This is a genomic window from Paraburkholderia lebeckiae (genome assembly GCF_050436225.1).
GTDB lineage: Bacteria > Pseudomonadota > Gammaproteobacteria > Burkholderiales > Burkholderiaceae > Paraburkholderia > Paraburkholderia tuberum.
The window spans coordinates 1-26,253 of record NZ_JBNDLU010000004.1; the positions used below are offsets into that span (position 1 = coordinate 1).

Below are 26,253 nucleotides of genomic sequence, written 5' to 3' on the forward strand. Positions count from 1 at the left end.
AGGCTGTGCTCGTAGCTGACGCGATAGTCCATCGTGCTGTTTCCTTCGATTGGGGTATTGCCGGTCACGCCGCATTGTCAGACATCTCATCTGGCATCAGCCCTGCTCTGGACGAAACTGGCCTTCGGGTATGCACAAAACTCGTTTTGCCTGATTTTCGTACACGTCCGGCGAGAGGTACGTAACCGGTCGTTTTTCGTGCAACTGGGAGGCGCTGTTCGCATGTTTGCCTTCGCTGCGCCTGTTTCTTTCGCCCGGCGATCGGGCTTGAGGGTGGTATCCACCTCGAACTCGCCCAATTTCGCAGGGAAATGCCTTGCCCTTCAGTTGGACGGGACGGGCTGTATGGCTTTTGGCATTGATTGTCCGAGGGTCGTTGCCCGCACAGGAGGCCCCTGATGTGAGGATGCTGGCACAGCATGTCCGCGCCGAGCGCGTTTGCCGCGGACATTTACCACCGGCCTGAGCCGATAGCGGCGACCGTCACGCCGCGAGCACACATGGCGTCGATGAAATCCCTTCGAGGTTTGATCGCCCGCCGAAACGGATCGCGCCATTGAGCCTGCGTTACCGGTAGGAGGAGTCGCCGACGACTGCTAGCGCATTTACCCAGACACCAGCCATGTTTTATCGGAATCGTGTCGCGGGAGCGGGTCGCCTTTACAGGAACAGATGGCCCAAAGATATGAGGCCCTCGGGCAGGCCAATCAAGGTCAAGTCTGCGGCACCGGCGTGATCCACTGATTGCTCCCTGTTGGAATGCGTGATGTCGCGCAGCAGGCTGTCGAGTGAATCATACGACTGGTTCAGGAACCCATGAGCTTCAAGGCAGATCGACCGGTCCCCCGGGCCTGATTCGGCGCGGTGCTCCGCAAGGTCGGCTGGGTGGTGCATGACAGTACGCTCCTGACGAATGAAGAGGGCAATTTTAACGCGAGATCAAGAACCTAGTGCTCGCCGCCTGGGGCAGCCACGATGATGGCCTCGTATGGGTAGGCGGAAAAACAATGCAGTAACGAGCTTTTCGGGCAGACGGATCGTCTTTTTAACCGGGCCTGTGCGCATTCTCGGGATGCCGCAGGAGGAGATCACGTGCCGCCCAGCCGCGCTTGCGCCGGAAGTCATGCTGATGCAGGCGTTGTTTCGTGCCGTCACCTCGCGGCGTCCACCGGCCGGCCTCGTACACCATACCGCCAGGAGCTTGTGGGTCAGTTCCGTATGCAGCGGTCGATGAGTCGCCGGAGCAGCTGCCTCGATAAGGCTTGCGCTTCACACTACACCTCCTCGCGGCGATCAGAAACGACGTCGGGATGGCGACGCCGGCAGGACAGCTTGACGCCAATCGCCTTTCTGGGCGCGTTACTGCCCGGCGGGTCGTACAGGCACTCGTTCTTGTCGCTGTAGGCGTGACCGCGGATGAGTCCGCGACGGGTTCCATATCTTCACGCTCGTCGGCGTGACGTGGAGCGCGTCGGCCATCTCTTGGAGCGTCAGGAGACCCGCTTCGCGCAACCGGTCATAGCGTGGCTTCAAACAGTAGTTGCGCTGCAGGCGCGCGACCATTTTTGTATTGAAGGGCCTACCCGTGCCCGACGGCGCACCACGTTCGTTCAGAATATTCGCGATCTGCAGGACAGTATGGTGATTGAGCAGTGCGTCAATCTCCTCGATCACCGCGGCGGGGGTGATCCATCGTTGCCACGATTTCAGCGGCAACGGCAGGCTAAGGGTCCGGTGAGCGCCGCCCTTGAAGCGGATGTGTGCGGTAACCTGCAGCCCCATGAAGTTCGAGAAAAACTGGTTCCAGCCCAACAAGGCGAGGCTGCGTAATTCCCTAGGTTATGGGATTCGCCAAACAGGGGCAAGGTCAGGTTGCCATCGTTCACGACCCACGCTCTAGGTGGCGACGATAGTATCGATTTATCGAGTGCTGAAAGGCGTGGTCCATCTTGTGACCGACGTCGTTTTGTCCTCTTTTCGCTCGTTAGCCCTGCCCGGCGCCGGCATATTACCTGCGAAGGGTCGTCGCGATACCCGCAAAAAGCCTGCTTTCGCTGTCAAACCAGCATCAAACAGCACAGGAATGTGCCCGTCCGCACAGCCTGGATGTCACGCCTGCGATAAATTACGTCCGAGCGTAGTGGTTGCCATGTCCTTCAGGGCTGCCTCGCGCGCCGTTCCTATCTGAATACAAATAATCCAATGACATCCGGGTCGAATGCTAAAAGAAGGTCGGCACATGGCGCGAAAGGCGACCCGAAGCTCCTGATAACGGCGTGGGTCATCAAGCCTGCGGCAATGCCACGTCATGTGGACGTTTCCTTCGTTGTGCAGCAGGAATCGGACGCGGGCGACGATCGCACCTCGACGCGACGCTTTCTTCTGCAATGCGAAAGCGCAGCCGCGCTGCTCAATGAACTCAAGGAACTCCTCGAGAATGCGTCTGCGACCCAATGCCTCGAAGACGCGGGCGCATCGAACGTCGTGGTGTTCAGCGCGCCGTCGGGGCGAACAGACCGCCATGACGCCGAGCCGCTGCAGGACCCCTTCGCACTGGGTGCGGCCTACGGGCTTCTTGGAAACTGAACTGGCGACAACGCCCACGGCGCAAAAGGTTACAGCGACGAACCGTCACATGGCGTGCGCCTGGCGCGCTACCGGCGCCGGCGCACCGGCTTTGGCAATAGGTGTAAGCGCACCCGGGGGCGTGAACCATCGGGCCGTCTCGTAAAGATCCTGCGCAGTCAGTATTCCTGCCGCGTGTCTGAGCGAGAGATTTGCAATCATATACTGATAGCGCGCACGCGCCAGATCGCGCCTCGCCTGATACAGCTGCTGTGTGGCGCTCAACACGTCGAAATTGGTCCGCGTGCCGGCCTGCACGCTCTTGTGCGTCGCTGTGATCAGCAGCGTGGCGGAGTCCACTGCGCTTTGCAGGGCGCGGATCCTGCTAAGGCTGCTCACGCACAGGTTGTACTGCTTGCGTAGCTCGAGCAGCACCTTGTTCGTCTCGTCCTGCAGTTCGAACTGCGTTTTCTGGTAATTTGCGCTGGCCTGCTCGGAACTTGCCCTGACGAGCCCGCCCGAGTAAAGCGGGATAGTGACTTCAATGCCCGCTGCCTTGGTAAAGTAGCGCTGCCCGATAATGTCAACCGTGTTTGACTGGTTTTGGCCGATACTTGCAACGAGGTCGACGTGGGGGTAAAAGCCTGCGTGCACCACTTCGAGCTGCTGCCTGGCCGCCTCAACCGTGTGTCGTTCAGCAATCAGTTCGGCATTGCTGTCCAGGGCGATATCGCGCCACTGCTCAAAACCGGCCGGAGACGGCATCGAAGGCTGAAAGGCATCGCTCAGCCGGTCGAGCTTTGCAACGTCGGCTGAGAGGGGCACACCGGTCACTGCATCGAGCGCGTGCGCAGCATTGTCAAGTGAGTCCTGCGCATCGGCAACATCGGACCGGGCCAGTTCGAGCTTCGCCCTTGTCTCAAGGACATCCGTGCGCGTGCCTTCACCGCTCCTGAGCATGGCTTCGTTGACCGCGAGCTGCTCGTCCAGTGCCGTTGTCTGGGCAGAAGCAAGCGCAAGCTGATCGAATGCGAACACGGTGTCCGTGTACGCGGTCAGAACGCGCACCAGCAGGTCCTCGCCGCGATCGTCAAAGGTCGCGTCACTGGCCAGTGCCACCGCCTTGCCGTAACGGTAGCGGGCGAGTCCTTCGTAGTTGATCAGCGGCTGGCGCAGCGATACGCCGGCGGAATAGGCGTGATAGGTCTGGTTGATTGACTGGTTCCCGTTTTGCGAATCGAGATAGGTCGTGCGCGTCCAATCCCGATAGTTCGCATAGTTGGCCGAGAGGCTCGGCAACAGATAGGATCGACCTATCGCGCGGTTCGCGTCGCCGGCCGCCTTTTCCTGTGCCGCTGCAGCGTAGAGGGGGTCATGTTGGAGAGCCGCTTCGTAGGCATCGGCGAGGCCAAGTGCATGCGAGGCCTGAACAGGCCCCAGCGTAAAGACAATCAGTACCCCGATGCGAATGGCAACGCCACGTGGTCGGGATCGCTGCGCCATGGCATGGCCGAAGCCGCGCGACGTATCGCGCGTACGTGTCATCGCAGTCTGCACGTCAATCCTCCGTGAGTGCCGTATGCGCGCGATCGATGACCGGCTTCAGGAGGTAGCTGAGCAACGAGCGCTGCCCGGCGTTGACGAACACCTCGACCGGCATGCCCGGTCTGATTTTCAGGGGCTTCAACAGCTTCATCCCCTGCGGCGTAACCATGGCGCGCACCCGGTAATAAGGCGCGCCCGTGTGGTCATTGACCAGCCGGTCGGCCGAGATGAACGTCAGGGTACCTGGGATTCTGGGTGTGCTGTTCTGGTTGAAGGCGGTGAACATCATGTCGACCGGCATACCCTGCCTGACCTTGTCGACCAGATTAACCGGCAGTTCGCCTTCGACCTCCAGGGGTTCACCGCTTGGCACGATTTCCATCAGCTTCGCACCGGCTGCAACGACACCGCCGTTGGTAAAGACATTCACACCGACCACCGTGCCGTCGACCGGGGAGCGAACCTCGCTGTTGGCGAGTTCGAAGTCACCTGCGTCCAGGCGGCTGCGCAGTGCTTCAGTGTCGCGCTGCACGTCCGTGAGTTGCGTGCGCACATCCTTCATGTAGTCTTCCTGCTGCTGCGCGGCGCGCAGGCGTGCTTCAGCAATCTGGCTTGCCAGCTGGCCGGTCGCGCCGGCCTGCGTGGAAATCTCGCTGTCGAGTTGCGCGTCTTCGCGCTCCAGATCCTGCAGTTTCGAACGGGGCGCATAGCCTTCGTCTGCGAGTTGCTGCATCCCCTCCAGCTGGCTGCCAAGCGTCTTCTGTTCGGCGAGCTTGTAGGCGCGGGACTGGTTCGTAGCTGCAAGTTCCGCGCTGTAACCCGAAACGGTCTGGCGCAGTGCGCCGAGCGAGGATTGCAGCGCAAGCCGGCGCGTGACCAGCAACTGCTCCTGCAGACGCATGTCGTCCTCGACCTGCTGGTCGTGTGCCGCAGCACTCGCCACGAGTTCCGGCGCAAAGGTGATCGTTTTCGCGTTTGTCGCTTCGGCCACGAGGCGCGCCTTCAGCACGAGTTCCGACAGGTACTGCGCGCGGATCGTCGCTGCCTGCGCGCGCGCCTGCACGTCGTTCATCCTGACGAGGATCTGTCCAGCCTTCACCTCGTCACCCTCGCTCACCAGAATGTCCTGGATGATGCCGCCCGTAGGATGCTGTATTGCCTTGCGATTACCGGTGACGACAACTGTCCCCTCCACCGGCACGCCTTTGCTCAGCGGAGCAAATGTCGCCCAGAGCAGCGAGCCGACCACGCCCACGAGAACAATGGTCCAGCCCACCTTTACGTAACGCGATTCGTCGGTGTCGAGGGCCGGCGGCAACGCCGTACCCAGTATCTCGGCGGCGGGCAGGCCGGCCTTCTTGCTAGCAGGATTAAACATGGGAATCTTCGGATCAGGCCGGGACTTCTGCGGTCTCGGTGGTGGATTCGGTGCTGCCTGCGGAGGCTGGCCTGCTGGCGGCGGCCTGCTGTGCGGGCGCATTCTGGAGCGCGGCAAGCACCTGAGCGGTCGGGCCGAACAGTCTCACCTGTCCTTCGACCAGCAGCAGCAGTTTGGTTGTAGCTGCGATGATGCTGGTGCGATGGGTGATCAGCACCACGGTCCTGTTAGCGGCGTGCAGGCTCTCTATCGCCAGTTTCAGCGCGGCTTCGCCCGTCTCGTCAAGGTTGGAGTTGGGCTCGTCAAGCACGATCAGCGCGGGGCTGCCATACAGCGCACGGGCAAGACCAATGCGCTGTTTCTGGCCGCCGGAGAGCCCGGCGCCACGATCGCCGATCAGGGTGTCATAGCCCTGCGGCAAACGAAGAATCATGTCGTGCACGCCCGCAAGGCGCGCTGCCTCGACGATCCTGTCCGCGTCGATCTGGCCGAAACGTGCAATGTTCTCGGCGATTGAACCGCCGAACAGTTCAATGTCCTGCGGCAGATAGCCGATGTGCGGGCCGAGCTGGTCCTTGTCCCATTGATAGATGTCAGCGCCGTCAAGTCGCACGGTGCCGATCGCGGCAGGCCATACGCCAACCATCAGCCGGGCAAGCGTCGATTTCCCGGACGCACTGGGTCCGATCACCCCGACGATATCCCCGGGCTCAATCGCAAAGGAGAGTCCCTGCAGCACGGGCACCCGTGCGCCCGGGGGCGCGGCACTGACCGCTTCAAGTGTCAGGCGACCGGCCGGCGCTGGCAGGCTCATGCCGATGCGGCGCGGTGGATTGCCTTCAAGCAGCTCGACAAGCCGCTCATATGCACTTTTCGCGCTGCTCCATTGTCGCCACACAGAAATGATCATTTCGAGCGGGCTGAGTACACGGCCCATCAGGATCGAGCCAGCGATCATCATGCCGGGCGAGATCTTGCCATCGATGGCAAGCAGTGCGCCAATGCCCAGCACGAGAGACTGCTGTGTGAGCCGGACGAACTTGGTGATATTGCCCACCAGCGCGGCCTTCTCGCTTGCCTCGGCCTGCCGCGCGAGAAAGCCCGTGTTCAGTATCGTCCAGCGCGACATCAGATTCGGCAGCATGCCCATCGCCTCGATGACCTCCGCGTTGCGCAGGTTGCTGGTGGCCAGCGAACTCGAGCGGATCGACAGGGCAGTGGCTTCCGACAGGGGGCGCCGGGAGACACGCTCGTTCACGATCGCGAGCGCAACCAGCAGCGCCGCGCCGGCCAGGGCAAAGACGCCGAGCCAGACGTTGAAGATGAAAATAACGATCAGGTAGATGGGAAACCACGGCGCATCAAAAAACGCGAACAGCGCATTGCCCGTCACGAACTGACGAATCGTGGTCAGGTCGTTAAGCGACTGCCCCGCGTTGACGCCCTGCTGCCTGAGGTTCGTTTCGAAGGCCGCGGTATAGACGCGCGTATTCAGGTGGTTGTCCAGTTTCGCGCCAATGCGGATGACAATGAAACTGCGAACATATTCAAGTGCGGCGCTCAGCGCATACATGCCTACCATCATCAGTGTCAGCATAGCCAGCGTGACACCGTTGCGGCTTGGCAGTACGCGGTCGTAGACCTGCAGCATGTACAGCGATGGCACAAGCATCAACAGGTTGATGAGCATGCTGAACACGCCAATTGTCCGGAACACCCGGCGGTAGCCGAGCAGCGCCTGAACAATTTCGTTCGACGGGAGTTTGATTTTTTTCATTCTTTTAACGCGGATCCGCTTGCACATGTGCCCGCGATTCCCGACTTTGCTTCGGCCGGCCTCATGCTGATCTGTTTTAGGTTACCGACACCCTTCGATGACGACGGCGACATTCTGCTCGATCAGCGCGCGATGGAATGTGACGGCGATCACATGAATTTGACTAAAGACGCGAGATACTAGCGCCGCTTGAGGGGCGACCCGTCAAAGACAGTCAGTGACCGTATATGCTCGCCTCGTTTTCCGGTCTTCCGGCTTTCAGTCTGGCCGGTATGGCTGTTGTCGCTGTGATGTCGTCTTGCGAAACGGGGACGTGCCGCACGTTGCCTTCGGCATTGCACATGAAGGCGTAACTACGATCGCGGCTGATATGAGCTCCTGACGTCTGGCCCTGAATCGTGGCGATATCGCCTGCGTCGGGCGGAATGGATACGACGCGCATGAATAGAACGATGGAGCGGTTTTGAGGTCGCGACGACACCTGGACATCGAGGCGCGGCAATCGGGAATGAATAATGAAGACAACTTTTTCTTTTATCAGTGATGCCATGTCCGACATGGGCAGCCGAGAAACTGCCGGTCCTTTGCGATCACCACGTGCCTTTAAAGCAACATGCGGCGTGCGATGATCCAGAGATTGCGTTTTGCCTGGGCATATCGCGACTTCGTCCTCTCATCGATCCTGACCGAGCAGCGTGTGCGCTTTGCCGGCAGCAAGCTCGGTGGCTTGTGGATGTTATTGCACCCGCTGCTCGAGGTATCGATGTACGCGCTGATTCTGTCCTCCCTGATGGGAAGTCGCCTGAAGGGGCTCAGCGGCCCTTTTTCCTACGCGATCTATCTGACCGCCGGTAGCGTCGCGTGGTCCCTTTTTTCGGAAATCATCAACCGGTGTCTGGGTGTGTTCACCGCCAATGCGCATCTGCTGAAAAAGATTTCTTTTCCGGCCATGTGCCTGCCGCTGATCATCTCCGGGTCCGCGCTGGTCAGCAATCTGCTTCTGCTGGCCGCGGTCACCGTGATCTTCGGACTTGTCGGGCACCTGCCAAGCCTGAAGATGCTCGTTCTGCCGCTGCTGATCCTGGCAACCGTGGCATTCGCATTAGGTCTCGGACTGATTCTGGGCACGCTGAACGTCTTCATGCGCGACATCGGGCAGATCATGCCCGTCGTTCTGCAATTCGCCTTCTGGTTCACACCGATCGTCTACACGATCGAGGTCATACCGGAGCCTTACCGCTGGATTTACCAGTTCAATCCAATGTTCCAGATCGTCAGCGCTTACCAGGCCGTGCTGGTCTTTCATCGCATGCCCGCGCTCCCAGGCGTGCTTGCCGTGCTGCTCTCAGGGGTCGTGCTGATCATGCTGGCAATGCTGCTGTATAGGCGGGCAAGACCCGAAATCGTTGACATGCTATGAGTGTTATCCGCATCTCAAACCTCGGGAAGTCATTCCGGGCGTACCGCTCGGAGTTTCAGCGTGTTCGCTCGTGGTTCAATAAACGCATCCAGCCGCAAAGCGAGCACTGGGTGTTGCGCAACGTTGAATTCGAGGTCGCGCGCGGCGTGTCGGTTGGCATTGTCGGGCAGAACGGCGCAGGCAAAAGTACATTGCTCAAGCTCATTACCGGAACGCTTGTCCCCAGTGAAGGGCGCATTGATATCGCAGGTACGGTCGGCTCCATCCTGGAGCTGGGGATGGGCTTTAACCCTGAGCTGACCGGCCGGCAGAACGCGCGGCACAGCCTGTCACTGATGGGGCGGACAGCAAAGGAAATCGACAGCGTCATTGACGACGTCGAAGCGTTTGCGGAAATCGGCGAGTATTTTGACCAGCCTGTCAGAATCTATTCGAGTGGCATGCAGATGCGGGTGGGCTTTGCCGCGGTCACCGCATTTCGCCCGGACGTACTCATCGTTGACGAGGCGCTGTCGGTCGGGGATGCCTACTTTCAGCACAAGAGCTTTGACCGGATCGCCGGGTTTCGTGAGCTTGGCACCAGTCTGCTGATCGTCTCGCATGACCGCGCGGCGATCATGAGCCTGTGCGATCGCGCACTGGTGCTGCACAGCGGGACGATAGTCAGGGATGCCGAACCCGCCGAGGCGATGGATTTTTACAATGCCATCATCGGCCATCAGGGCATGGAAACAGTCCGCTCGGAGCCCCAGCAAAACGGACAGGCGCAGACCGTGTCTGGAACCGGTGAGGCTGCAGTGGTCGCGCTCGAACTGCGCGATGTCCATGGCAAGGCGGTAGAAATCGTGGAGGTGGGCACCTCGGTCTGTCTGTATCTGCGCGTCGTCATCAGGCAGCCGGTCGAACAGCTCGTGCTCGGTTACCTGCTGCGAGATCGCCTTGGCCAGTCCATTTACGGCACCAATACCTACCACCAGCAGCAGGTCCTGCAGAACCTGCAGGCGGGCGAAACGATTGAATTCCAGTTCCAGTTTGAAGCACGCCTGGGTCCGGGCTCCTATTCCATATCCACTGCGCTGACAAGCCGGCAGGATCATCACGAAAAGAATTACGAATGGCGGGACCTTGCACTCGTATTTGAGGTGGTCAATCGCACGCATCGACTTTTTGCCGGGTGTAACTGGATCGAGCCCTGTCTCACCCTCCAGCGTGGCCCGAATGGCACGCAGCTCACTGACGTAACGCAAGACGTTGTAGCCAACCATGTTCATAACTAGAGCCCGTGTCCGTTTTCGCGTCTCATTGCGCAATAACCTGGTGGCGTTCAGGTTTTTCGTCCTCGGACGTCCAGCGTTGTACCGTCTTGTCCTGGATACGGCCGCCAGATTTCCCGCCCTCAAGCGCTGGGCGGTCCGTCGCATCCTGGAGGGGGATACGGTAGCGGTCATGCCCGTCGTGCCGCAGGCCTCAGCCACGCCCGGCACGCCCGGCACGCCCGGCACGCCCGGCACGCAGCCGATGGTGCCCGACCTGACAGCGCCTGGAGTGGATCACATCAGCTATCTTTTCCAGCGTGCCATGGACGCACGCCGTCATGACTAACATGCATCTTCTCATTGACCTGCAGGCCTGCCAGACGACCGGCAGTCGCGACCGTGGTATCGGCCGTTATTCTCTGGCGCTGGCCCGCGCAATGGCCACACAGGGCGGGCACGCACACCGCATCAGCCTGCTTCTGACTGACCGCTTCCCGGAAACCGTAACGGGATTGCGGCAGATGTTCGCCCCGCTGGTGGGGCGCGAGAACATACACGTGATCTCCCTGCCTGCAGCCTGCACGGAAGTCGATCCGACGCATTTCACCCGGCTGCTTGCTGCCGAGCGCATCCGTAATCACGTCATCCGGCAGCTGAAACCGGACTGCGTTCATATCGCGAGCCTGTTCGAAGGGCTGGGCGATGATGCGGTCTGTTCGGTTGAACCGGTACCGGGCATCGCACAGACGGTTGCTATTACCCTGTACGATCTCATTCCGTACCTGCACGCATCCGTCTATCTGGCCGATCCCAATGCGCGGCGCTGGTACTACCGTCGTCTGCAGTTTGCAAAGAACGCGCAGCTGCAGCTGGCCATTTCGGAAAGCTCGCGTCAGGAAGCCATCACCGTGCTGGGCTCGGCGCCTGAGCGCGTCGTGAATATCTCGTCTGCCATCGACGATCACTTCCGCCCGCTGGACGTGACGCAGGAACAACGCGCTGCCTTGCAGCAGCGTTACGGCATCAGGGGTGAGTTTGTCCTCTATACAGGGGGCATTGACTACCGGAAGAATATCGAGGGCCTCATCCAGGCCTATGCGATGCTGCCTGCCATCATGCGCACAGCCCTGCAGCTTGTGATTGTGTGCAGCGTGCAGCCCCTGGACCGTCAGCGGTTGCAGACCGCTGCCCGCCGACATGGGCTCTCGGATCATGAGCTGGTTCTGACCGGCTTTGTGCCCGAAGACGAGCTGGTGCAGTTATATAACCTTGCGAGGCTGTTTGTGTTTCCTTCGCTGCACGAAGGATTCGGACTGCCCGTGCTGGAAGCGATGGCCTGTGGTACGCCGGCAATCGGCTCCAGTCTCAGTAGCATTCCCGAGGTACTGGGCCGCGAAGACGCACTGTTCGATCCTGCCCGGCCCGCGGATATCGCTGCGGCGATGGCGCGCGCGCTGCAGGACGAAGCATTCCTTCTACGTCTGCGCGAACACGGGCTGGCGAGATCAAAGCAGTTCTCATGGCAGGCAAGCGCAAAACGGGCGCTCGCCGCCCTCGAAGCCTCGGTGCCGGCCTCCCGCATACATGCGGTACCGGCGTCCGTCCCGCTCCGACGACCACGGCTTGCCTACCTGTCACCCCTTCCAGCGCAGCGAAGCGGCATTGCCGACTACAGTGCCGGGCTCCTTCCCGAGCTGGCGCGCCATTACGATATTGAACTGATCATCCAGGCTGGTGAGGTCGAAGATGACTGGCTGCGCTCGAGCTTTCCGGTTCGCACCATCAGCTGGTTCCAGCAGCACGCGGGTCGCTACGACCGGGTCCTGTATCACGTCGGTAACAGCGAATTTCACACGCACATGCTGCCGCTGATCAGAGCCATACCCGGCGTGGTCATGCTGCATGACTACTTCCTGAGCGGCATGCTCAACTATGCCGAGTCTCGTGCCCAGGAGCCGCTCGCATTCCGCGCCGGTCTGCTGCGCTCGCACGGTTACACCGCCCTGCAGGATCTGGCACACGGCGATACCGCATCGGCTGCCATGACTTTTCCGGCCAACCGGGCAGTACTGGACTTCGCCATGGGCGCACTGGTGCATTCGCAGTACGCAGTCGATCTCGCATCGAGCACCTACGGGCAAGCTTATGCCCGCCGCCTTGTGCGCGTGCCGTTTGCCCATCCGCCCGTGTCGAGCGTATCGCGTACCGATGCACGATCCAGGCTCGGAGTGCCCGCCGATGCGTTCGTGGTGTGTTCTTTCGGGTTCATGGGCAACACCAAGCTCAACCTGCAACTGATCGAGGCCTGGCAGGCCTGTGCGCTCGCCACGCATCCCGATGCCTGTCTGGTATTCGTTGGCCAGGAAGCTGCCGTGGAATACCACCACCAGGTCAAGGCTGCACTTAAACGCAGTCGCAACATCTCGATTACGGGATATGCAAAGGCGGCTGACTATGCCGACTGGCTGGCCGCCGGGGATGTGGGTGTTCAATTGCGCACCCTGTCGCGTGGAGAAACTTCCGCTGCAGTCTTTGACTGCCTGACCCATGGCCTGGCACTGGTGTTCAATGCGCACGGAACCGCCGCAGAGCTGCCCGCCGAAGTGGGCGTGCGACTGCCCGACCGGTTCGAAACACAGGAACTGGCATCGGCACTGGAGCGGCTGTTCCTGGATTCTGTGTGGCGCGCGAACTTGGCGCAACAGGGGCGCGACTACGTGCGCCGCGAACATACACCGGCGCAGGTCGCGCGCAGCTACTTTGACAGCATCGAAGCGTTTTATCGCGATGCACCGCTCGCGCATGAACTGCGTCTGTTTGACGACATCGCCGCGATCGACGTCGGCCCGATGCTTGCCGACGCCGACATCGCGACCCTGTCAGCCTGCATCACCCGCAACCGGCGGATGAGCCGCCCTCCTTCGCTGATCGTCGACCTCACCGCCCAGAGCGCTGACCGGCTGTCCGCGTGGTTGCCGCAACTGGTCAAGGCGTTGCCCACGCCCTGGCGGCTTGAGTGCGTGCACCGGGTGGACGGTCACTGGAAAACGGCGCGGGCTGCTGTTTGTGAGCTGCTGCGTATTCCGGCCACGCTGCCCGAAGAATCCGTGCTGACAGGGCACGACGATGCCTGGCTTGGCTCGAGCTCAGCGGTGTCGGACACGCCAGGCCTGTATGCATGGCGTACGGCCTGTCTGCCGCCATCATCCGTCTCATCGGCTGATGACATTGTCCCGTCGATTCTGGCCTGGCTGAACGACCCGGCCTGGCTGGCCGCGCCTCTCATTCCCTGCGCGTAAGGAGTCAGCATGCGTCGCATCAGGACCTGGCTGAACCAGGGTTACCGGTCACTGAAGGCTTTTCCTTTTCTGGCACACCGGCTGGCCCGGCTCGAAGCGGTCGCCATTGAACAGAACCGTCATGCAGAGCGGCTGGCCTGGCTCGAATCGGCTGTCATCGAACATAACGGGCGCCTTGACCGGATGGAGGCGTCGCTCGCGCTCATCGGGCAACGGCTGGACCACCTGGAAGCGTCCGGGGAGGACACGCACCGCCAGCTTGCGAAGCTCAGGCCTCTGCTTCGGCTCATTCACGATGAGTCGCTGGAGTTTGCCTGGATGGTTGCTGCGCCCAACTGGATCGAACGTGCCGAGCAGCGTATCGGCCGCCCGCTCGCCGCGCTGTCGCCAGTCGAACGCGAACAGGCGTTCTACTCCTATTATAGTGAGATGGGGGGAGGCCATAGCACCGTCCTGCGGGAGCAGTATCAGGCTTACCTGCCCCTGCTGCAAAAGGCGACCCGAGCGGGCGGCAGGGTGCTCGACATAGGCTGTGGTGCAGGAGAATTCCTCGCCTTCCTGCGCGAGGCACAGGTCCCAGCGGTCGGGGTGGATCTGTCCACTACCGAGGTGCAGCGTGCCGCGTCTGCCGGGCTCGATGCGGTGCACGCGAGCGCGGAGGACTTCCTGCGCGACACTGGCGAACAGTTTGCCGGTATCACAATGTTCCAGGTGATTGAACACCTGGCGCCCGCGCAGATCCTGCCGACGCTCGAAGCCTGTGTGAAACGCCTGATGCCTGGCGGGGTGTTACTCGTGGAAACGATCAACATGCGCCACCCGCTGGCCGTCAACGGCTTCTACACCGACCCTACCCACCAGAAGCCGCTCTCTGATAACTATCTGGGCTTTGTCCTGCAATGGCTGGGGCTGCGTGACGTGGGCGTGCTCTACACGCTTCCTGAGCCCCTTGCCGGCGTGTGCACGGATGAACCACAGCGGCTGTACGCGAACTACACCGTGTTCGGTTTTGTACCTCACGCCGTCTGATGGGTACTCTGCGTTATCTGCTCGCGAGCCTCGTCCTGCTGAGCCATCTTGGCTACAGCATGGCTGGCCTGAACCCCGGTGTGATCGCCGTTGTCATCTTCTACCTGCTCGCTGGTCACGTCGTGGCAGGACTGTGGCAAAAATGGCAGAGCCAGCCTGCCGCGACAACCCGTTTCTATGCAGACCGCCTGTGGCGCATCCTGCCGCAGTATTTTTGCGCCCTGCTCGTCGCCGCCGTGCTCTGGCGGGCCGGCGCCCAATCGCCCTTTTTGCTACGCAGTCCCGGTCTTTTCGAGTGGCTGGCCAACCTCCTCGTCATCCCGTTGGGCTACTTCATGTACACCGGGTTCGACAGTTTCGTGCTCGTGCCACCAGCCTGGTCGCTGGCCGTCGAACTGCAGTTCTATCTGGTGGCCCCGTGGCTGCTGGGCCTCTCACCACGACGGTTGGCGCTGGTCATGCTGGCCAGCCTGGCCGTCTTTGCTGCGGCCCAGCTACAGTGGCTTGATACGGACCATTTCGGCTATCGGCTGCTGCCGGGCGTGCTCTTCATCTTTCTGGCCGGGGGCGCAATGCGGCAGCCCCGCCTCCACTCCATCCTGCTCGCATTCTGGCTGCTGATGGCGGCTTACCTGCTGATGCTGCTGATGCATGGGCCAGCCGTCCCCTATAACCGCGAGGTCGCGCTAGGACTCGTGCTGGGATTGCCCGTGTTGAAGGTCCTGCGCCTCGCGCGCCCGACGGGCGTGTGGAAGAGCCTTGACCGGCTGCTCGCCAACCTCTCGTACGGCGTGTTCGTGTGGCATTTTCCCGCCCTGTGGTCGCTCCATGTGCAGCCCGGCGCGGTGCGGCCGGTTCAGGCCACTGCCGTACTTGCGCTGAGTTCCCTGCTCGCACTTGTTACCCATTACGTGCTGGAACGGGCCGTCTGGACAAAGGTCCGGCGCTTTGAACGGCTATCAGCATGACCAGAGGCGAGAAAAAAATCACCAGCCTGACGAGACAATCTTTTGTCGACAGACTATCGTCTGTAGTGCGAAACAAGTCAGGCTTGGACGGCAGCCGCAGATCCCATTTGATACTCCCCACCATGAAATCGTAAAGGACTGGAGCAGCGCATCCAGAAACAATCATGACAACAAGATACGCATTGATTACTGGCATCACCGGGCAGGACGGCGCCTATCTCGCGCAGTTGCTGCTGCAAAAAGGCTATGACGTATGGGGGCTTGTGGCCCGTCGCTCCACTGACACCCTGTGGCGGCTACGCGAGCTGGGCATCGATGCCGATGTCAGGCTCATCGACGGGGACCTGACCGATTCGTCCTCGCTTATCCGCAGCATGCAGGCTTCCCGGGCCGATGAAGTGTATAACCTCGCCGCCCAGAGCTTTGTCGGTGCTTCGTGGAACCAGCCACTGCTGACCGCCCAAGTGACAGGCTTAGGGGCGGCCAACCTGCTGGAAGCCATGCGCATGGTCAATTCGCAGGCACGCTTCTATCAGGCGTCGACCAGTGAAATGTTTGGCCTGATCCAAGCGGAAAAACAAAGTGAGACGACGCCTTTCTACCCGCGAAGCCCGTATGGCGTTGCCAAGCTGTACGCGCACTGGCTGACCGTCAATTACCGCGAAAGCTACGGCCTGCACGCGAGCAGCGGCATTCTTTTCAACCATGAATCGCCCCTTCGCGGCCTCGAATTCGTTACCCGCAAGGTGACCGATGCCGTCGCCCGCATCAAGCTCGGCCTGACCAGCGAGCTTCGCCTTGGCAATATCGATGCGAAGCGCGACTGGGGATTTGCCGGGGACTACGTCGAGGCAATGTGGCTGATGCTTCAGCAGGATACGCCGGACGATTATGTCATTGCGACGGGACGCACCACCACGGTACGTGAAATGTGCCGGATTGCCTTCAGCCACGTTGGCCTGAACATGGAGGATCACGTCGTGATCGATCCGGCATTCTTCCGTCCTGCCGAAGTGGACGTCCTTCTTGGGGACCCTGGGAAGGCGCGTGCGCAGATTGGCTGGGAGGCCAAAACCTCGCTTGAGCAGCTGATCGCGATGATGGTAGAAGCCGATCTGCGTCGCGTCTCAAATGGGCAGCCCGACGCCAGGGCAAGACTGGCCGCATGAGCACAGCGTCCGGCGGGAAGGAAGGCAAGAAGCCTTTGCGTGACGCCTGTGTGCACTTCCCGGTTCATCGGGACAGGCGTCTGGCCAGTTGACCAGGCGCCCTCAGGTGCGTTCGCATTGCAGGCGCGGGAGATCGTGTCAGGGCGGCTCTTCAGGAATCTGCTGTGCCGCCATGCCCGTGCTTCCGTTCGGGTTATTCGCCGCGGGATCCGTGCACAAACGCCCGAGGGCAGTCCGAAAGCTCACGACGAAACGTGAGAGCTGGCCTGCATGCCACGCCTTCCCGGCAAAACAGTAGCAGCAGACCAGCACGGCCCGATCAATGCAACTGACATTCGCCCGCGAGTCCCATCGCACGATGCGCACGCGCAAGGATCTGCCGCGTGCGCCTTTGCTGTCCGTACAACGGTCTGCGCTTCTGGCGGTCACGTGGATTGAACCGGCTGAGCAAGCGTGGGCTGTCATTCAGGATAACCAAAACATTCGTTGCTGCTCCGGAACACGTTTATCACCGCGACAGCCTTGTGGCGAACGGCAGCACGCGCAGCAGCAAGCGGAAACGGCCCTCGCCTTGCAGCCCGATCGTTTGCCGGCCGCTTACCTTGCCTGCATCCGGGAGTATCCACGCGTGTCCGCGTCATCAAGCCTCGCCGCCCATGCTGGCAGTCATGTTTTCCTGGCAGGCCGGGTCAACGGGATCCATTTTGCGAAAGCCGGCATGCAGCCGGCACGTTCAGATCATGTCCGACTCAGCGACGGTGGCGGCGGAAACAGCAGCGCCTCGAGCGCCGCGTCGTCCATCGACATGGCCTTCCCGAAGTCCAGTTGTGCACGCCGGGCCCGGTCCAGGTAGTCCCAGACCGTCGCGCTCGAAGCGCCGATCGTCGTCGCGATCTCGCGCTGGCTACGTTCGCATACGAAACGCAGGCGCAGCACTTCCCTGATTTGACGCATGGATAACCTTTTATTCGACATTCGGCCGCCCGACAAAATCGTCGAGCGTGCCATGGTTATCCGCGTCGCGGTCCCTCCACCTTACTGCTCGGTTACGCGTGGAATTCGCGCTCGGGCAGTCGTGGAATTCCTGCCCGGTTTGCCGTGGAATCGGCGCTCGCTTTGCTGTGGAATCCGTGCTCGGTTTGCTGTGGAATTAGCGTTCGGTTTGGCGTGGAATACGCAGCGTACCGGCAAAAGCGAAGGTGCGTTCGCGTTTTCTTCGTCGCGCGTACGGTTCTTATGATGCGGCATGTTGGATACCCTCCGAATGCGGGCGGCCGGCAAACGGGCAGCGGCTACCCTGCGCCTTCGGCAGCGCGCGCGAGGTCGGCGGTCCGCTGCAGTTCGAGTTCGAGCAGCGCGAGATTGAGTCCGGAAATCAGCTCGTGAGCCTGGTCCGGTGTGAGCGCGAGGTGATACGCAGCACCCTGTTGCGAAGAGTCGGACAGCGCCCGGCCAGATACGCCGATGGTGGCCTTCCCGCTGGTCGATTCAGCGCGGACCTTCCAGCGGCCCAGCGGAATTAGCCAGCGCGGCATCATGCTTTCGCCCGCGAACCGGGGTTCTCTGCGTGTGACATGTGAATTGGAGACGTTTAAAAACCAAAAAAAACGGCAAACGTGATAGCGGAAAACTTCACCTAGTTATCCAAGTGAAAAACCCCGCTGCCTCTTGCGAGGAGCGGGGTCGTCACGTCAAGCTTTTAATCCGGAACTCCCCCGAGGCGTTGCCCCGGACCGTCAGCTTTAGGCAAACGTAATGGCGTGGTTTGCAGCGCTCACCGTCGCGTGCGACAGGTCGACCGTACCCGCAATCTTGACGAGTTGGGCATCGTGTGCATCCGTCGTCGAGGTCGCGCCGGTTGCTTCCACGTACGTGTTGCCAGCGTACTGGAACCACACGACCGTGTGGGCCGCAACACCCGTCTGGTGGTCAGCCAGATACACGGCCTGGTCGAACGTTTGGGCACCGGCAACCGACGACGCTGCGCCAAGCGTGGTGGCCGTATTCGCCACGTTCGCGAAGCTAATCGTTTCGCCGTGCAGCGTGCCGTTCAGCGCCAGAATGTCGCCGTTCGTGTTCAATGACGTGGTCGACGAATTAACTGCGTTGTAGAGCAGGTTGTCCGTAATGGTCGCGGTGCCGGTACCAAGCGTCACCGTCGCCACGTCGCCCAGCTTCGCTGCGCCAGACGTATCAAAGGTGTCGTCTGCAACGGTCACGCTGACGCCCTTGCCCGAACCCAGCGTCGCACTGTCGCTGAAGCCGTTCAGGAACAAATCATCGGTAGCCGCCGAAGCCGAGTCGTTGATGGTGGCATGGCTGCCCGTCACCGTCAGCGTATTAGCAAACCCGGTGTCGCTATCGTAGCCTTGCGTCACGGTAGCTGCGGTCGCACCTTCGACAATCACGCCATTGTCAGCCCCGTTGGTAATCTCGTCACCACCCGTGCCGCCATGGATGGTCAGGCCCGTGTACGTGGTGTAGTAGGTTCCGTCGATTGACTGTTTATAACCCGCCTCAATGGAGACGCCGCCAGTGGTCGCCGACGCATCGATGGTCTTCAACGATGAAGCCACGTCAGCCGTTGCAGTCATAGCACCGGTATTCGTATTGACATGATCAAGTTCGAAGAACGTGGCACCCTTGACCGAAACTTTGGTCAATACGTTGTCGGTTTCTGCCAGCGTGCCGAGCACGTTGTAGTCATCGGTCACAGCCGTGGCAACGCCATCGGACGAGATGCTGACGGTCGTATCGCCGGTCGAGACGATAGAGTCAATATCACCGTCGCCGGTAGTCGAGTTCGATTCGAAGTTCACCGCGAGCGAGTTCGTGCCCGTACCTGCGTGAGTCAGAACCAGGTCCGAATCCGTGTTTACCGTCGAATCGGTCACCGTCACGTTAGCACCAAGGTTCAACAGCGTGGCCGTGCCATCCGTCCCCGTGCTGGAAATGGCGACACCGCTAACCGAGCTCGAAAGCAGCGAAGCGTCAAGCACACCGTTGCCAGCGCTGTTGCCAAATCCGTCCACGTCGAGAATCTGGAAGTCCTTGATGTTGGCCGAGTCGCCGGCGTTGACCAGCGATGCCGAGATGGTGTTCATGCCACCCACGCCGCCGTCAATGGTCGCGCCTGCGGCAATCGAACCGTATGACGTAGCCAGCAGCGCGTTATTGCCACTGCCACCGATGAACGAGCTGATTTCGGTGTCCAGCACAACAGTCAGGTTGCCCGTGAGGGCCGAGGCGTCAATCGTGCTGGTGACGGTGGCGCTCAGCGTATCAGACGTCCCATCATACGTGCCCAGATTCACGTTGCCGCTACCGGTCACCACCAGGTGCGTGCTGCCGCTTTCGTCGAGCTCTGTTTCTGCGGACGTCAGGTTGGCCGAGGCGTTAATCGTCACGGTCTGCGAGTTGGTGGACGTCGCGGTCGAATCGTTCTCGTAGAAGTACAACCCATCATCGAGCACCGCATTGCCGGTAACGTTCACATTCACCGTATCGAAGCCAGAAGCTTCGACACCGGTGTCGCCATACCCGGCGGAGACGTTGTTCAGCGTGATGTTGGCCACGTTCTTGGTCGGGTCTGCCGTGACACCATTGTTGTCATTTGCATCGACCTCAGCCCAACCCGACGCGTTGGTCATGTTGATGTTGGCCGTCACGACGGCATCGCCGGTCTGATAAATGTCCGTTTCTGCTTCGTGGTATTCGTTGGAGCCATCCGTGGACAGGTTGGTCATGTTCACGTTGGCCGTAATCGCCGCGCCCTTGTTGCCGGCATTCTCCGCGTAGATGTCCTGGTAGCCATCGGCCTCACCGCCACCATTCACGATACTCGCGTTCTGCACGTTCAGCGTCGCATTGATGGTGGTTGCGTTGGCGAGCCCTGCACCCTCCTCACCGTGATAGAAGTCGCCTTCCGTGTAGTCGGTGACGCCAGCCGCTCCAGTCACCGTATCGTTCATGGTCACCGAGGTGGCCGTGGTGGAGTTGAAGTCAAACTTGGCATAAGCGGAAGAGCCATTTGCAGCTGCCTGAACAGTAGCGCTCGCTCCCTCGTTGATTCCCTGGACCGTCACATAGTCGGGGTTCACCACCGTAACGCTGCTGAATCCGTTGGAGCCGGGCAGGTTGATGGTCTGGTTAAGGTAGCCGTCGGCAGAGTTAATCACCAGATTCTGAATGTTGGTGATGGTTTCGGTCGCGAGATTGATGGTCGGGTTGCCGGTTACCACGATATCCAACGTATTGTTGGAGCCCGTGCCACCGTTAATCACGTCACCCGCATTCAGCGTATACGACGGAGTGCTGTTGGCCGCGTCCAGCACAGCGTAGAAGACGTTGTTGTCACCGGCGACGCCCGTCAGGTTATCCACACCCGTAGTGAGCGTGAACGTCGAGGTAGCGACATTGCCGCCAAACGTAGCAATGATACCGGCTGAGGTCGGCGTACCAGACGACAAATAGGTATTTGCAGCAGTAACCGTTGCCGGATCGGCCGTGACGTTGTTCAGAATAGCCTGCGATGCCTGGTATGCCGGATCGTTGGCGAGCGACGCCGGGTCGAGCTGGTTGGTGGTCGGCGCCATATCGGAACCGGCACCCATCGCGGTCGTGTAGGTCAGTGCCACATCCGAACGGTTGAGCAGATATTGCTGACGTTGCAGGGCATCGGTCGCCTCGGCGGCAGTGATTGTGCCGTTAGTCACCTCGGTCTGAATGTCGGCGGCAGACATGTTCAGCACGCCATAGACAAAATCGCCGACGACCTTGGCGCGGGATTCGCCATTGTTGAGCAGGTTGGTCCAGTACGCCGCACCTGCTGCATCGGGGGCGGTGCCACCGATGTTCTGATAGATGGCATCCACGAACGCCGCATTGCCGAGGGTGCCGTAGGTGGACGCGAAGCTCGGATTATTCGCAAAGCCGGCAGCGATGCTTTCCGTCAGCGCAATGCCGGACAAACCGGAATTCTGCGCTACTTGTTCCCAATACTGCAGGCCCTGCTGGTCGGGGCTGCGCCCGAAAAACGCAACGTAGCATGCTGCAATGGTTTGATCGACCGAAACCGTCATGTAGATTTACCCCTAGATATGGATACTAACGTCTTATTAACCAAAACGCTTCAGCACGAGCAACGCATCTGAGCTGTTACGGTTACAGAATTACACATATACAGGGATGGAATTCTCAGCCATCCTCCTATTGTGTGCAATAGATGATTAATCATGACGCGTCTTATTGTTGTGACGGCAATCACACATTTTTTCAAAATAACGCCAGGTAACCTAGGAAACCATCGATGGCGAACTCGCTTGACTGCCAAGCGGATAGGGCGTGAAATATTTTTCACGAACCCTCACCTATCCATCTAGCTTATTAAAGCGAGCACAGGAGGCGCGGGAGTTGAACAAATAGAATGGTTGAAAGAAATGCGATTGAAATCACATCTCAAATTTTGAGGATTAATGTGACGGTCATCACAACGTTTCTCGTCTAGGACGTTTATTGTTCGGCGTGCCCCAGACCAGATCGTATTCCGAGAGATGTTAAAAAAAGATAGAGGCGGTGCGGACCAGACAAAAGCCGTCAATCTCCTCAAACAGCAGACCCTGCTACGTAATGTCTCCGACGATGTGATAGAGGAGATCAGTCATTCCATCCGGTATCGCCGTTTCGGCAAGCGCGATGTCGTCGTTCACAAAGGCGACGCCGGCTCCTCATTGCTCATGCTGATGTCCGGGCGCCTGCAGGTGATTGCCCTTTCGGAAGATGGCCGGGAAGTGGGACTCAACTTTGTCGAGCCTGGCGACTATTTCGGTGAACTGTCGATTATTGATGGCGGCCCGCGTTCGGCGTCGATCATCGCGACGACCGAGTCGGTGGTCGGCTTTCTGGCCAAGGCGCAGGCGCAGGCACTGTTCTATCGGAATCCGGCCGTGGTGGAAGCGCTCATGCAGCGGCTATGCCGCACGATCAGGCAAGCATCGAGCTATCGCTCGATGCTTGGTCTCTCACGCGCCTATGCCAGAGTGTATTCAGTGCTCGAAGCATCGATGAAGAAGGAAGCCGATACTGGCCTTATGACGGTCGATAACCTGCCGAGTCAGCAGGCGATTGCAATCATGGCCAACGTGAGCCGCGAAACAGTGTCACGTGCGATCGGATCGCTCGTGACAAACCAGGTCGTCGAACGTGAGCGCCGACGTCTGGTCGTTCTTGATACGGTAATGCTCGCAAGGCTCGCCAAAGGTGAAGCGGAAATCCAGTTGCGCAATAAAACCGCCGGAGAGTCAGAGGAGATCGTCCGCAAGTTCGGGTGATCGTATGCGCCCGGGCACCCCCGCCCCATGGCAGACTCAACGCATCCGCGAACCTCACGCCCTGCTCCCGCACTTTCCCTCGGGCCCCAGCGGTCTTGACACTGGCACTCCTGCAAACAGAAAAGCGTCGACGTGTGACGCTTGATTCTCTTCGCTTCAGGTGCCGCTACCGGCTACGCCCTTCGCGTTCGACATAGCGCGCCAGTTCAGGTAGCGGCGCGCCGTAACGCCTTCTGTGCGGTCAGCATGGCCATTTGCACGTACCTGTCGTATGCGTTGTACGGGAACGACGTCTCAACCTGTATGACGTCGCCAGTCGTGCAATTACGTGCCCCGCGACATCTTCCTGAAAGACCTTGAGCATCGCGAAGATGCACGGACCCAGACCTTGCACTGAAGCTGGTCGCCGGGTGTGGCACTGACATGTCGCGCTGGCCGACGGTAAAGCACTTCACATCGTGGCTGTGTCGCTGTGTCGGGCGTCGGTCAACAAGATCTCCGCCGGCAAAGTGTTGTCCTTCAGAACGCGCGCCGCTCCTCCAGCAGGGCCGCTGCTGCGCTACGTCTTGCCGCCGTCCCGATCGGCAAGACGGATACCGCGCTGGGCGGCTGCTACGGGCGCCTGTCGGCGCGGACAGCCAAGGCCGTCACAGCTACGGCTCGCATGGTCGCCGTGCTGTTCTAACAACAATCCTGCGTTACGGGATAGAGTACGTTGATCCCGGCTGCTCTGGAGAACACATTGAGATGTTCTACAACCGGCAACGGACGCAGGCCCCTCTGGACTACCTGTTGGTGCCCGCCACATTTACACAGCGATGCTATCGTAGCCCCGTTCGCTGCTTACCCTGTTGGCCTCCACCAATTTCGACCGACCTAAGTTCGGCTACGACTCGTCTGGATCACATGGAGCGCTAACGGGTCAAGCCCTTGCCGCGAGCCGATGCACCGCAAAGACGCCATCCAGAACGATCCCACCCAAAATGTCCAAAGTTTGGACGCATCAGCCTGTTATTCCAGAAGCTGCACGACAAACTGTTGAATCTTCTGTTTCTGTTCGTCCGTCAGCACGTTGCTGGCCAGCTTCATCACAAACTCCCTGGGAGTATGCGAAAACGTGCCCACCCTGGCACCGCGCTTCAGGATATGAGTGGGTTTCTGGCGCGAGGTGAGTACTGTTGCCGGCGTGTGGCGCAGGAAGGTCGCAAACTTCGTCTGGTCGAGCTTTCCGTCCTCAAGTAGCGCCCATGCCTCATCGAGGCGCTTCCGGATGGTTTCATCATCGCCGGTTTCCTTGAGTACCGTGACGATGTCTGCGGCTGCAGAGCGGGACAGTAGTTTCGGTCTGGCGGCTAGGCGCTCACGGATACTGTCTGGAAGGCTGGAGAACGACAGGTACCGGTAGAGGTCGGAGCGCTGTATACCAAGCGATTCAGCCAGCTTTGTCCTTTTGGGAAAGTGTTCTTCGAGGCGCTTGATGCTCTCCCCTATCTCAAAATCCGACAGGTCTTCCCGCTCAATATTTTCAGCGAGGGCAAGGGTCGCGCTGGTTGCGTCGTCCGCAGAGATGACCAGAGCTTCGATGGTTGGCTTGGATAGGAGCCTGTGTGCGCGTAGCCGCCTTTCTCCGGCTATCAGCTCATACCGTTCGCCCACGGCGCGTACGCTGATCGGCTGCAACAGGCCCACCGCACTGATGGAGACGGCCAGCTCGCGGATTTCCTCCTCCGGGAAACTGGTCCGTGGCTGGTACGGGTTGGGGTCGATCGAGTCGAGTGGGAGTTTGGTGTGCTGACGGCCGACGTCGAAATCGTCGCGATAGTTTGCTTCACGATGGCGTTGCGTATTTTCCTCAGCCTTCTGGGCGAGCTGTGCCTTGAGACTCCTAGCCATTTTTTGCGCCCTCCTCCAAGGCCTTGAGCTCAAGCGTTCGCACCAGACTGGAGGCGAGTTGACGAAACTCGCGCGCAACTTTCGAGGTGCGATCAAGTGCGTGAAGACTCTGCTGCATCACGGCGGCCTGATTCACTTTCGTGCTGGTGGATATCTTGACGGGAAGAAGGTGGCCGAACGTCGTCAAAGCCGTACTCTCAAGGAGCTTGCATACGGTTTGCCGCTCGTCGTGCTTGATGAGAAGCGCGCCGAGCAGTCTTACTGTGGGATTGATGCGCTTGATCTTGTCGATGTGCTTTAACAGGTCATCGGCACCGTACAGACCGTATTGGGAGCCGGACTCGACGGGCACGATAATGTGCGTTGCGCTTGCCATCGCGTTGCTTGTGAGAAGCTTGAGGCTTGGCGGGCAATCGATCAGGATTACGTCATAAATGCCGTCAGCAGGCTCGAGCTTGCTGCGTAACTCTTCCGCGGGCCTTGGCGTGGCATCTTTCAGGTCGTCTTCCGTTTTCCCGAGCGCCAGAGACCCATAAATCAGAGAGACTCCCTCGATATTGGTCTCTTCATGGATAGCCCCCGGCAGGCTGGCTACGCTGGACAGCAGGAGCTCGGCACAGGTGAGATCAACCCGGCTTGGATGTGTCTTGCCGATATGCAGGCTAGCGTTCGCCTGCGGATCCATGTCAACGACGAGCACCTTCAGGCCAAGGCGCCCGAACTCGGCCGCCAGGTTGATGACCGTGGTCGTCTTGCCGCATCCCCCTTTGTGGTTGGCGATTGCTATTACTTTCGTGTGTTCAAAGCTTGCCATTTCGTGTTCGATGCAGTCAGTTTTCGTGCACGATACGCGCCCTCCTCCCCCGTGTAAAGTCGATCGTCCAAAAAACGGTTGACCCCACGCAACACTTTTGTCACATAGCCCGGGCGCGTATTTCGAGCATGGGAGTAGCCGGAGGGTGGGCAAGTTGCATTGACAACCTTCCTGGGATTTTGGCACTTGTTGCCTGGCTGAACCTCGTGTCCGGTATTGCATGGTGGAGCAGTCCTACTCGCCGGTTCGTCCCGCTCCGCATGCAAGCTCTGATGTTCGGAGGCGGATCCGGGCTTGCGGTCACTGCATCGGTTGCCGTCCCGGAACGCGATGCGACGGCAAAGACGTGCGTGTTTCATCGGATTTGTAGCCTGCTCGGCAGGTATGCGTGCCCAGAAATCGAACGTCCGGGACGCGGTCAGGTGTTGCGTACGCGCACGATTCCCTGACCCATGGTCGCGAGTGTCCACCATGCACGCGCTTGGAGCGCGAATGTATCGGTGCACTGCGTGAAATGGTCGATGACCAGCAGGTCCTCTGTGCCACCTGCTACGACGCCAGCCACTCATTGAACACTCGGATTGATCGCGCCATTACTGACTGCCGTAAGGCGGTACGCTCGGCGGACTGCGCGCCGTGCGGGTACGGGGCAGCTCCTGCCGGAACGCCGTCAAACTTCCCTACCCCCGCCACTGCCCCGTTTTTCCGTGCGTAGCCTGACCACCGGTGAAGGCCGTTTTGAAAAGACGAGCGATTGCTTCGACAGGAACACCAGACCGTTCTCGCACCGGCATACGGACCAGACTCTGGA

Annotated in this window: 20 protein-coding genes; 9 read left to right on the forward strand and 11 right to left on the reverse strand. The window is 60.0% G+C overall.

Annotated elements, in window-relative coordinates; genetic code table 11:
* Positions 1-660: 660 nt before the first annotated feature.
* The gene (locus tag OKW45_RS39410; protein WP_429474058.1) at positions 661-894 is read right to left on the reverse strand and encodes a hypothetical protein; all 234 of its coding nucleotides are present in this window, start codon (positions 892-894) and stop codon (positions 661-663) included.
* 465 nt (positions 895-1,359) lie between these two features.
* A complete protein-coding gene (locus OKW45_RS39415; protein WP_429474059.1) occupies positions 1,360-1,815 on the reverse strand; it encodes a hypothetical protein in 456 nt (151 codons plus the stop codon).
* Positions 1,816-2,298: 483 nt separating this feature from the next.
* On the opposite strand from OKW45_RS39415, the gene OKW45_RS39420 reads away from it, so the two are divergent.
* A complete protein-coding gene (locus tag OKW45_RS39420; RefSeq protein ID WP_429474060.1) occupies positions 2,299-2,586 on the forward strand; it encodes a hypothetical protein in 288 nt (95 codons plus the stop codon).
* Positions 2,587-2,631: 45 nt separating this feature from the next.
* Here the strand turns inward: OKW45_RS39420 and OKW45_RS39425 are convergent, their stop codons facing one another.
* From OKW45_RS39425 to OKW45_RS39440, 4 genes are all read right to left on the reverse strand, one after another.
* Complete coding sequence (locus OKW45_RS39425) at positions 2,632-4,122, reverse strand: TolC family outer membrane protein (protein ID WP_429474061.1); 1,491 nt, start codon at positions 4,120-4,122, stop codon at positions 2,632-2,634.
* A gap of 1 nt (position 4,123) precedes the next feature.
* Positions 4,124-5,488: an HlyD family type I secretion periplasmic adaptor subunit gene (locus tag OKW45_RS39430; RefSeq protein ID WP_429474062.1), complete on the reverse strand. Its 1,365-nt coding sequence runs from the start codon at positions 5,486-5,488 to the stop codon at positions 4,124-4,126.
* A gap of 13 nt (positions 5,489-5,501) precedes the next feature.
* The gene (locus OKW45_RS39435) at positions 5,502-7,265 is read right to left on the reverse strand and encodes a type I secretion system permease/ATPase (protein WP_429474063.1); all 1,764 of its coding nucleotides are present in this window, start codon (positions 7,263-7,265) and stop codon (positions 5,502-5,504) included.
* 214 nt (positions 7,266-7,479) lie between these two features.
* Complete coding sequence (locus tag OKW45_RS39440; protein WP_429474064.1) at positions 7,480-7,815, reverse strand: hypothetical protein; 336 nt, start codon at positions 7,813-7,815, stop codon at positions 7,480-7,482.
* A gap of 87 nt (positions 7,816-7,902) precedes the next feature.
* Here OKW45_RS39440 and OKW45_RS39445 point away from each other — a divergent pair, with 87 nt between their 5' ends.
* The 7 genes from OKW45_RS39445 (at position 7,903) to gmd (ending at position 16,406) form a co-directional block, all read left to right on the forward strand.
* A complete protein-coding gene (locus tag OKW45_RS39445; RefSeq protein WP_429474065.1) occupies positions 7,903-8,685 on the forward strand; it encodes an ABC transporter permease in 783 nt (260 codons plus the stop codon).
* On the forward strand, positions 8,682-9,962 hold the full coding sequence (locus OKW45_RS39450; RefSeq protein ID WP_429474066.1) for an ABC transporter ATP-binding protein: 1,281 nt from the start codon (positions 8,682-8,684) through the stop codon (positions 9,960-9,962). Before OKW45_RS39445 ends, OKW45_RS39450 begins: the two co-directional genes overlap by 4 nt.
* A gap of 25 nt (positions 9,963-9,987) precedes the next feature.
* Positions 9,988-10,287, forward strand: a complete 300-nt coding sequence (locus OKW45_RS39455) for a hypothetical protein (RefSeq protein WP_429474067.1) — start codon at positions 9,988-9,990, stop codon at positions 10,285-10,287.
* Positions 10,280-13,240, forward strand: a complete 2,961-nt coding sequence (locus OKW45_RS39460) for a glycosyltransferase (protein WP_429474068.1) — start codon at positions 10,280-10,282, stop codon at positions 13,238-13,240. The genes OKW45_RS39455 and OKW45_RS39460 overlap by 8 nt, the downstream gene beginning before the upstream one ends.
* Positions 13,241-13,249: 9 nt before the next feature.
* Positions 13,250-14,269: a class I SAM-dependent methyltransferase gene (locus OKW45_RS39465; protein WP_429474069.1), complete on the forward strand. Its 1,020-nt coding sequence runs from the start codon at positions 13,250-13,252 to the stop codon at positions 14,267-14,269.
* Positions 14,269-15,237 (forward strand): acyltransferase family protein, encoded by a 969-nt coding sequence (locus OKW45_RS39470; protein WP_429474070.1) that lies wholly within the window; start codon positions 14,269-14,271, stop codon positions 15,235-15,237. The genes OKW45_RS39465 and OKW45_RS39470 overlap by 1 nt, the downstream gene beginning before the upstream one ends.
* A gap of 164 nt (positions 15,238-15,401) precedes the next feature.
* A complete protein-coding gene (gmd, locus tag OKW45_RS39475) occupies positions 15,402-16,406 on the forward strand; it encodes a GDP-mannose 4,6-dehydratase (protein ID WP_429474071.1) in 1,005 nt (334 codons plus the stop codon).
* 738 nt (positions 16,407-17,144) lie between these two features.
* Here gmd and OKW45_RS39480 read toward each other — a convergent pair.
* From OKW45_RS39480 to OKW45_RS39490, 3 genes are all read right to left on the reverse strand, one after another.
* Complete coding sequence (locus OKW45_RS39480) at positions 17,145-17,414, reverse strand: sigma factor-like helix-turn-helix DNA-binding protein (protein ID WP_429474072.1); 270 nt, start codon at positions 17,412-17,414, stop codon at positions 17,145-17,147.
* 284 nt (positions 17,415-17,698) lie between these two features.
* The gene (locus OKW45_RS39485) at positions 17,699-17,944 is read right to left on the reverse strand and encodes a hypothetical protein (protein ID WP_429474073.1); all 246 of its coding nucleotides are present in this window, start codon (positions 17,942-17,944) and stop codon (positions 17,699-17,701) included.
* A gap of 204 nt (positions 17,945-18,148) precedes the next feature.
* A complete protein-coding gene (locus OKW45_RS39490) occupies positions 18,149-21,487 on the reverse strand; it encodes a beta strand repeat-containing protein (protein ID WP_429474074.1) in 3,339 nt (1,112 codons plus the stop codon).
* Between the two features lie 471 nt (positions 21,488-21,958).
* On the opposite strand from OKW45_RS39490, the gene OKW45_RS39495 reads away from it, so the two are divergent.
* A complete protein-coding gene (locus tag OKW45_RS39495) occupies positions 21,959-22,735 on the forward strand; it encodes a Crp/Fnr family transcriptional regulator (protein ID WP_429474075.1) in 777 nt (258 codons plus the stop codon).
* A 1,011-nt stretch (positions 22,736-23,746) separates the two neighbouring features.
* Here the strand turns inward: OKW45_RS39495 and OKW45_RS39500 are convergent.
* Positions 23,747-24,628: a ParB/RepB/Spo0J family partition protein gene (locus tag OKW45_RS39500; RefSeq protein WP_429474076.1), complete on the reverse strand. Its 882-nt coding sequence runs from the start codon at positions 24,626-24,628 to the stop codon at positions 23,747-23,749.
* Entirely contained in the window at positions 24,621-25,442 is an 822-nt protein-coding gene (locus OKW45_RS39505) for a ParA family protein (protein ID WP_429474077.1), read from the reverse strand. Before OKW45_RS39505 ends, OKW45_RS39500 begins: the two co-directional genes overlap by 8 nt.
* Positions 25,443-26,253 lie beyond the last annotated feature (811 nt).